This window comes from Gottschalkia purinilytica, assembly GCF_001190785.1.
Lineage (GTDB): Bacteria > Bacillota > Clostridia > Tissierellales > Gottschalkiaceae > Gottschalkia_A > Gottschalkia_A purinilytica.
The window spans coordinates 1-1128 of the sequence record NZ_LGSS01000056.1; the positions used below are offsets into that span (position 1 = coordinate 1).

Sequence of the window (1128 nt, forward strand, 5' to 3'; positions counted from 1 at the left end):
GTGCTAGGTGTTGGGGGTCGAACCTCAGTGCCGAAGTTAACACATTAAGCACTCCGCCTGGGGAGTACGGTCGCAAGACTGAAACTCAAAGGAATTGACGGGGACCCGCACAAGCAGCGGAGCATGTGGTTTAATTCGACGCAACGCGAAGAACCTTACCAAGACTTGACATCCCTCTGACCGGACTAGAGATAGTCCTTTCTCTTCGGAGACAGAGGTGACAGGTGGTGCATGGTTGTCGTCAGCTCGTGTCGTGAGATGTTGGGTTAAGTCCCGCAACGAGCGCAACCCTTGCCTTTAGTTGCTAACATTTAAGTTGAGCACTCTAGAGGGACTGCCGGTGACAAACCGGAGGAAGGTGGGGATGACGTCAAATCATCATGCCCCTTATGTCTTGGGCTACACACGTGCTACAATGGTCGGTACAACGGGGAGCGAAGCCGTGAGGTGGAGCAAATCCCAATAAGCCGATCCCAGTTCGGATTGTAGGCTGAAACTCGCCTACATGAAGCCGGAGTTGCTAGTAATCGCAGATCAGAATGCTGCGGTGAATACGTTCCCGGGTCTTGTACACACCGCCCGTCACACCATGAGAGTCGATAACACCCGAAGCCGGTGAGCTAACCGTAAGGAGGCAGCCGTCGAAGGTGGGATTGATGATTGGGGTGAAGTCGTAACAAGGTAGCCGTATCGGAAGGTGCGGCTGGATCACCTCCTTTCTAAGGAGAATTGCTTTTCACTATTTAATTTTGAGAGTTCAAACTCTCAAAAGTTTGTACCTTGAAAACTACACAGCGAAAAAATACTACGTAGTAAGCTAGAAATAGCTACTACAATTTCAACTGGTCAAGTTATTAAGAGCATAGGGTGAATGCCTTGGCACCAGGAGCCGAAGAAGGACGGGATAAGCGCCGAAACGCTACGGGGAGTCGCAAGTAGACATTGATCCGTAGATATCCGAATGGGGAAACCCACCTAAGGTAAACCTTAGGTATCACTTACTGAATACATAGGTAAGTGAAGGTAAACCAGGGGAACTGAAACATCTAAGTACCCTGAGGAAGAGAAAGAAACATCGATTTCCTAAGTAGCGGCGAGCGAAAGGGAAAGAGCCCAAACCTGTAAAAG

At 49.6% G+C, this 1128-nt stretch carries 2 rRNA genes; both read left to right on the plus strand.

Annotation, left to right across the window (positions count from 1 at the left end):
* Positions 1 to 719: ribosomal RNA gene (locus CLPU_RS16295) — 16S ribosomal RNA — on the plus strand; the annotation flags it as partial.
* 125 nt (positions 720 to 844) lie between these two features.
* Positions 845 to 1128: ribosomal RNA gene (locus CLPU_RS17770) — 23S ribosomal RNA — on the plus strand; the annotation flags it as partial.